Genomic DNA, 7164 nt, shown 5'->3' on the forward strand with positions numbered 1-7164 from the left:
CGGCCACCGGCCCGCCCGCCGAGCCGCCGGCCCGCCCGCCGAGCCGCCGGCCCGCCCGCCGAGCCGCCGGCCCGCCCGCCGAGCCGCCGGCCCGCCCGCCGAGCCGCCGGCCGGCCCGCCGAGCCGCCGGCATGCCGCGAGCCCGGGTCCAGCCGCCGCCAGCCGCCCACTCCCCGCCGCCCCGGCCCCCAGCCCCACGCCGCACGTCGCCCCACCCGAGGCCACCGCGTCCACCCCCGTGGCCCGCGCGACCTCTCCACATCACGGGACGCGGGAGGTGGGGTTCGGTTCCCGATCCTGCATGTCACTCGATCGGCTGAAACCCCCCGAAGTGGGAAAACGCCCCCCGGGAAGATCCCGAGGGGCGTTTCCGCTGCCGTGCGTCAGGCGGATTCGGAGTCCGACTCGCCGGTGTCGCCACCGGAGGCCGCCAGGTCGACCGGCGGGGCGTCGGGCACCCGCAGGGGCTTCGACTCGCCGCGGAAGACGAAGTGGGCCTTGTCGTCCGGCTCGTTCTCGCCGCCGTCCCAGCCCTCGACGTCGGTGATGATGATCTGGCCCGGCTGGATCTCGCCGAACAGGATCTTCTCCGACAGCTGGTCCTCGATCTCGCGCTGGATCGTCCGGCGCAGCGGCCGGGCGCCCAGGACCGGGTCGAAGCCGCGCTTGGCGAGCAGCTTCTTCGCCTTGTCGGTCAGCTCGATCGCCATGTCCTTGTTCTTCAACTGCTGCTCGACGCGGGCGATCATCAGGTCCACCATCTTGATGATCTCGTCCTGCGTGAGCTGGTGGAAGACGATGATGTCGTCGATGCGGTTGAGGAACTCGGGGCGGAAGTGCTTCTTCAGCTCGTCGTTGACCTTGTTCTTCATGCGCTCGTAGTTGGACGCGGTGTCCTGACCCGAGGTGAAGCCCAGGCCCACGGCCTTGGAGATGTCCGACGTGCCCAGGTTGGACGTGAAGATGATGACGGTGTTCTTGAAGTCCACCGTCCGGCCCTGACCGTCGGTCAGGCGGCCGTCCTCCAGCACCTGGAGCAGCGTGTTGTAGACCTCCTGGTGCGCCTTCTCGATCTCGTCGAACAGCACCACGGAGAACGGCTTGCGGCGCACCTTCTCGGTGAGCTGGCCGCCCTCTTCGTAGCCGACGTAACCGGGAGGCGCGCCGAACAGGCGCGACGCCGTGTAGCGGTCGTGGAACTCGCCCATGTCGATCTGGATGAGGGCGTCGTCCTCGCCGAACAGGAAGTTCGCCAGCGCCTTGGACAGCTCGGTCTTGCCGACGCCGGACGGGCCGGCGAAGATGAACGAGCCGGACGGGCGCTTCGGGTCCTTCAGGCCGGCCCGCGTGCGGCGGATCGCCTGCGACACGGCCTTGACCGCGTCGACCTGGCCGATGATCCGCTTGTGCAGCTCGTCCTCCATGCGGAGCAGACGGGTGGTCTCCTCCTCGGTGAGCTTGAACACGGGGATGCCGGTCCAGTTCGCCAGGACCTCGGCGATCTGCTCGTCGTCCACCTCGGCGACGACGTCGAGGTCGCCGTCCTTCCACTGCTTCTCCCGCTCGGCCTTCTGGCCGAGCAGCTGCTTCTCCTGGTCGCGCAGCTTGGCGGCCCGCTCGAAGTCCTGCGCGTCGATCGCGGACTCCTTGTCGCGGCGCACGTCGGCGATCTTCTCGTCGAACTCGCGCAGGTCCGGCGGCGCGGTCATCCGGCGGATGCGCATGCGGGCGCCGGCCTCGTCGATCAGGTCGATCGCCTTGTCCGGGAGGAACCGGTCGTTGATGTACCGGTCCGCCAGGGTCGCGGCGGCGACCAGCGCCGAGTCGGTGATGGAGACGCGGTGGTGCGCCTCGTACCGGTCGCGCAGGCCCTTGAGGATCTCGATGGTGTGCTCCAGCGACGGCTCGCCGACCTGGATCGGCTGGAACCGGCGCTCCAGGGCGGGGTCCTTCTCGACGTACTTGCGGTACTCGTCGAGCGTGGTCGCGCCGATGGTCTGGAGCTCGCCGCGGGCCAGCATCGGCTTGAGGATCGAGGCCGCGTCGATCGCGCCCTCGGCCGCGCCGGCGCCCACCAGCGTGTGGATCTCGTCGATGAACAGGATGATGTCGCCGCGGGTGCGGATCTCCTTGAGCACCTTCTTCAGGCGCTCCTCGAAGTCGCCGCGGTAGCGCGAGCCGGCCACCAGCGAGCCCAGGTCGAGCGTGTAGAGCTGCTTGTCCTTGAGCGTCTCGGGCACCTCGCCCTTGACGACCATCTGCGCCAGCCCCTCGACGACGGCGGTCTTGCCCACGCCGGGCTCGCCGATCAGGACCGGGTTGTTCTTGGTGCGGCGGGACAGCACCTGCATGACCCGCTCGATCTCCTTGGTGCGCCCGATCACCGGGTCGAGCTTGCCCTCTCGCGCGGACGCGGTCAGGTTCCGCCCGAACTGGTCGAGCACCAGGGAGGAGGACGGGGTGCCCTCGCCGCGCCCGCTGGACTCGGCGGCGCCTTCCTTGGTCGAGTAGCCGGAGAGCAGCTGCAGCACCTGCTGGCGGACGCGGTTGAGGTCCGCGCCCAGCTTGACCAGGACCTGCGCGGCGACGCCCTCGCCCTCGCGGATCAGGCCGAGCAGGATGTGCTCGGTGCCGATGTAGTTGTGGCCGAGCTGGAGGGCCTCGCGCAGAGACAGCTCCAGCACCTTCTTCGCGCGCGGGGTGAAGGGGATGTGGCCGGACGGGGCCTGCTGGCCCTGGCCGATGATCTCCTCGACCTGCTGGCGGACGCCCTCCAGCGCGATCCCCAACGACTCCAGCGCCTTGGCGGCGACACCTTCACCCTCGTGGATCAAGCCCAGGAGGATGTGCTCGGTGCCGATGTAGTTGTGGTTGAGCATCCGGGCCTCTTCCTGGGCCAGGACAACCACCCGCCTCGCGCGGTCGGTGAACCTTTCGAACATTCGCACTCCCTGACTGCTGCGCCGGCGGTCCTCGGGCTCACCCACAGCATTGGCCGTGGAGAGCGCGGCACCGTGGGACCACTGTAGTCGTCAGCCCCGACACTCTCAGTTCCCGTTCGCGTGCAGTCACCTTCGGGGATCTCTGACACCGGTACCAACGTGGGATCTGCCAGGCAGATTCCACGGATCGGGCGATGTCCGCTCAACGCGAACACCCGCCGCGCGGCGACCCGGCGACGTGACCGGTGTCACCGTCGGCCACCGAGTCGAGCAAACCTCGGTAAGGTTAGGCAAGCCTTAAGAACCGACCGCGAGGGCCTTCCACCATGACCGTACCGGCGAGGACACGAGCACGCGAAGCGCGCACGCCCATCGCCGGGTCCCTCGGCCGGGCGAACGCCCTCGCCGAGTGGTGCGAGGTCCGCTTCGGCCTCCCGGCCGACACCCGCGGCTGGACCACCACCGGGACCCTGCTGGCCGAGCCCGCCCGCTTCGACGCCTGGCGCGCCGACCTGGGCGCCTGGCTCACCGAGCACTACGGCGAGGCCCCGGAGCGCACCACGGCCGGGTACGTCATGAGCTGGTACCTCAGCGTCGTGGGGATGGTCGGCGGCACCCTGTTCCACCAGGCGCGCCGGGTGCCGTCGCTGCGCCCCTCCGACGTGGCGGTGCGCATCGCCGACGAGGGCCGGCCGCACATCGTGGCCGTGGCGCTGCTGGCCGAGGACTTCGCGTGCCTGCCCGACGACCCGGCGGGCGATGACCCGGCGGCCACTGTCGTCGCCGACGACCACGCCCTGGCCGGCCTGCTGCGGGCCCGGTTCGCCGCGCACGCCGCCGAGTTCGTGCGGGCCTTCGGGCCGACCGTGCGGCTGGGCCGGCGGATGCTGTGGGCGGCGGCCACCGACGCCCTGGACGCCGCGGCGTGGCGGGCGGGCCAGCTCTGCGGGGACGAGCCGGCCGGTGTCGCGGACGCCGCCCTGCTGCTCCCCGACCGGATCGAGCCGTTCACCTCCGCCTCGACCCTGCACGCCACGGAGGCGGGCTGGACGCGCCGCCGGCAGAGCTGCTGCTTCCACTACGCGCTGCCCGGTGCCGAGGTGTGCGACACCTGTCCGCGCGTCGCCGGCCGTTGATCCGTTCGGGCGCATCCGTTCACCGACGCTTCCTTGCGCGCGACACCGTTATGAACTTCACCATCCGACGTCCGACAAGATCGGGTGGAAACAACGAAGGGGCGCCGGTCGAAACCGGCGCCCCTTCGTAGCTTGACGTAATTGACGTGGCGCACGCCACGACAATGATCTCAGCCCTGCTGGTGGTAGGCCTCCAGCACCTCCGCCGGGATGCGCCCGCGATCGGACACCTTCATCCCCTGCTTGCGCGCCCACTCCCGAATGGCCTGGTTCTGCTCGCGATCGGCGGACGCGGGACGCGCCGCCTTCACACCGGCCGGACGACCCGGACCGCGCTTGCGACCGCCCGCCTTGCGAGCACTGGCGACGAAGTCGGCGAGGGCATCGCGGAGCTTGCCCGCATTATCCGCGGAAAGGTCGATCTCGTAGGACACACCGTCCAAACCGAAGCCGACCGTCTCCTCCGCCTTCCCACCGTCCAGGTCATCGACCAGGGTCACGGTGACCTTCTGCGCCATGCGTATCCTCCTGGACTCGAATGCGCGGTGTTCCCCGACCGCGACCAAAGCTTTACCGAGTGCAGGTTAGCGCACAAGTACGGCAATGCGCAGACCGGAGTCCGAGAAGTTACTTCATTCAGGGCGCACGAGGGGGAACAGGATCGTCTCCCGGATACCGAGGCCGGTGATGGCCATCAGCAGTCGGTCGATGCCCATTCCCACACCACCGCTCGGTGGCATTCCGTACTCCAGCGATCGCAGAAAGTCTTCGTCCACCGGCATGGCCTCGTCGTCCCCGGCGGCACTCAACCGGGCCTGGGCTTCCAGCCGCTCCCGCTCCACGACCGGGTCGACCAGTTCCGAGTAACCCGTGGCCAACTCGAATCCCCGCACGTACAGGTCCCACTTTTCGGCGACGCCGGGTTCCGTCCGGTGCTGCCGGGTCAGCGGGGAGGTCTCGACGGGGAAATCCCGCACAAAGGTGGGGGCGTGCAGGTGGTCGCCCACCAGGTGCTCCCACAGCTGTTCGACCAGCTTGCCGTGCCCGAGCTTCGGGTCGGTCTCCAGGCCGTGCCGGTCGGCGAGCTTGCGGAGGTGCTCGGCGGGCGTCGCGGGCGTGACGTCCTCGCCCACCGCCTCCGACAGCGACCCGTACATCGTGAGGGTCGTCCACTCGCCGCCCAGGTCGTACTCCGTGCCGTCGGCCAGGGTCACCACGTGCGACCCGGCGACGGCCAGCGCCGCCTCCTGCACCAGCTCGCGGGTCAGCACCGCGTTGGTGTCGTAGGTGGCGTACGCCTCGTAGTACTCCAGCATGGAGAACTCGGGCGAATGGGACGAGTCCATGCCTTCGTTGCGGAAGTTGCGGTTGATCTCGAAGACCTTCTCGATACCGCCGACCACACACCGCTTGAGGTACAGCTCCGGCGCGATGCGCAGGAAGAGGTCCATGTCCAGCGCGTTCGAGTGGGTGACGAACGGCCGGGCCGCCGCGCCGCCCTGCAACGTCTGCAACATCGGGGTCTCGACTTCGACGAAACCACGCCGGTGGAACGAGTCCCGCAGCGACCGCACGACGGCGGCCCGGTTGCGCACCGTGTTGCGGGCCTGCTCGCGGACGATGAGATCGACGTACCGCTGGCGAATGCGGGTTTCCTCGGCAAGTTCCTTGTGCGCCACCGGTAGCGGACGAAGGGCCTTGGCCGCCATCCGCCACTCGTGCGCCATCACGGACAGTTCACCGCGCCGGGACGTGATGACCTCGCCGCGCACGAATACGTGGTCGCCCAAGTCGACGTCGGACTTCCATTCGCCCAGCGACTCCTCGCCCACGTTGTTCAAGCTCAACATGGCCTGGAGTTCGGTGCCGTCGCCTTCGCGCAGCGTCGCGAAGCACAACTTGCCGGTGTTGCGCAAGAACATCACCCGACCGGTGACGCCGACCACCTGTCCGGTGGCGGTGTCCGGTTCCAGGTCGGGGTGCGCTTCCCGGACCTCGCGCAACGTGTGCGTGCGCGGCAGTTCGACGGGATAGGGATCGACCCCGCGTTCCAGCAGCCGCGCCCGCTTCTCCCGGCGCACGCGCAACTGCTCGGGCAGGTCGTCGTCACTGGTCACGGCTGGGTTCGCAGGCTGCTCACTCACGGCAAGAAGGGTACGGAAAGGTCTCTCGGGGATTCGAACGGGTTCTCACTATGGTGGGTGCGGTGACGGGTGATGACTTGACCGCTCGCCGGGCGAACTCCTTCGGGCCGCAGGCCTCCGCCTACGCCGAGCACCGACCGGACTACCCGGCCGCCGCGATCCGCTGGTCGCTCGAACCCCTGGGCCCCGGCCCGCACGACGTGCTGGACCTGGCCGCCGGCACGGGGAAGCTGACCGGCGGGATCGTCGCGGAGGGCCACCACGTGACGGCCGTCGAGCCGGACGAGGCCATGCTGTCGGAACTGGTCCGCCACTGCGGCGGCGTGCGGGCCCTGCCGGGTTCGGCGGAACGCATCCCCGTGCCGGACGCGACGATGGACGCGGTGCTGGTGGGGCAGGCGTTCCACTGGTTCGACCCGGACAAGGCCCTGCCGGAGATCGCGCGCGTCCTGCGCCCCGGCGGCGTGCTGGCGGCGATGTGGAACATGGACGACCTGACCGTCCCGTGGGTGGCGGAGTTCGGCAAGGTGGCCGGCTTGGCCGCGGCGGCGACCGGCGTCACCGGCCGAGCCCTCCCCGACCACCCGCTGTTCCGGAACCCTGAGGACAGCACCTTCCCCCACACCCACCGCCGCACGGCGGAAGGCCTGGTGGCCACGGTGGGCACGCACTCGTACACCCTGGTCATGAGCCGAGAGGACCGCGAGGCCCTCCTGGACCGGATGCTGACCCACCTACGCTCCCACCCCGAAACCGCGCAGGGCGAGTTCGACATGCCCTTGATCACCTACGTCAAGCGCATGATCCGCACCTGACCCCCACCACCCACCCCCGCGCCCAGGCGCACTTCGAAGGGCTATCAGCCACAGGAAGGGCCTCGGTTCGTCCCCCGTACGGCCTGGGCGCAGCCCAACCACAGATCGCCGGGGTCGGCCTGAAAAA

The 7164-nt window shown here is 69.8% G+C and carries 6 protein-coding genes; 2 read left to right on the top strand and 4 right to left on the bottom strand.

Translation table 11 applies throughout. From position 1 onward, the window contains the following. Positions 1 to 215, bottom strand: a 215-nt coding sequence (locus AB0A74_RS42185) for a hypothetical protein (protein ID WP_358258795.1), incomplete at its 3' end; no start/stop codon positions are given. Between the two features lie 168 nt (positions 216 to 383). Then, on the bottom strand, positions 384 to 2942 hold the full coding sequence (locus AB0A74_RS42190; protein WP_358258797.1) for an ATP-dependent Clp protease ATP-binding subunit: 2559 nt from the start codon (positions 2940 to 2942) through the stop codon (positions 384 to 386). Positions 2943 to 3268: 326 nt separating this feature from the next. Between AB0A74_RS42190 and AB0A74_RS42195 the strand changes: the two genes are divergently transcribed. Beyond that, positions 3269 to 4078 (top strand): (2Fe-2S)-binding protein, encoded by an 810-nt coding sequence (locus AB0A74_RS42195; protein ID WP_358258799.1) that lies wholly within the window; start codon positions 3269 to 3271, stop codon positions 4076 to 4078. Positions 4079 to 4248: 170 nt separating this feature from the next. On the opposite strand, the gene AB0A74_RS42200 is transcribed toward AB0A74_RS42195, so the two are convergent. Together AB0A74_RS42200 and lysS are read right to left on the bottom strand one after the other, a co-directional pair. Next, positions 4249 to 4596, bottom strand: a complete 348-nt coding sequence (locus tag AB0A74_RS42200; RefSeq protein ID WP_358258801.1) for an Lsr2 family protein — start codon at positions 4594 to 4596, stop codon at positions 4249 to 4251. A 114-nt stretch (positions 4597 to 4710) separates the two neighbouring features. Beyond that, on the bottom strand, positions 4711 to 6222 hold the full coding sequence (gene lysS, locus AB0A74_RS42205) for a lysine--tRNA ligase (protein ID WP_343935548.1): 1512 nt from the start codon (positions 6220 to 6222) through the stop codon (positions 4711 to 4713). Between the two features lie 50 nt (positions 6223 to 6272). Between lysS and AB0A74_RS42210 the strand changes: the two genes are divergently transcribed. Further along, positions 6273 to 7037: a class I SAM-dependent methyltransferase gene (locus AB0A74_RS42210; protein ID WP_358258803.1), complete on the top strand. Its 765-nt coding sequence runs from the start codon at positions 6273 to 6275 to the stop codon at positions 7035 to 7037. Positions 7038 to 7164 lie beyond the last annotated feature (127 nt).

It is taken from the genome of Saccharothrix sp. NPDC042600 (genome assembly GCF_040647305.1).
GTDB lineage: Bacteria > Actinomycetota > Actinomycetes > Mycobacteriales > Pseudonocardiaceae > Actinosynnema > Actinosynnema mutabilis.

Bases quoted from the DNA above. Each gene is read 5' to 3' on its own strand.
- AB0A74_RS42190 (WP_358258797.1), bottom strand. From the start codon at position 2,942: ATGTTCGAAAGGTTCACCGACCGCGCGAGGCGGGTGGTTGTCCTGGCC.
- AB0A74_RS42195 (WP_358258799.1), top strand. From the start codon at position 3,269: ATGACCGTACCGGCGAGGACACGAGCACGCGAAGCGCGCACGCCCATC.
- AB0A74_RS42200 (WP_358258801.1), bottom strand. From the start codon at position 4,596: ATGGCGCAGAAGGTCACCGTGACCCTGGTCGATGACCTGGACGGTGGG.
- AB0A74_RS42210 (WP_358258803.1), top strand. From the start codon at position 6,273: ATGGTGGGTGCGGTGACGGGTGATGACTTGACCGCTCGCCGGGCGAAC.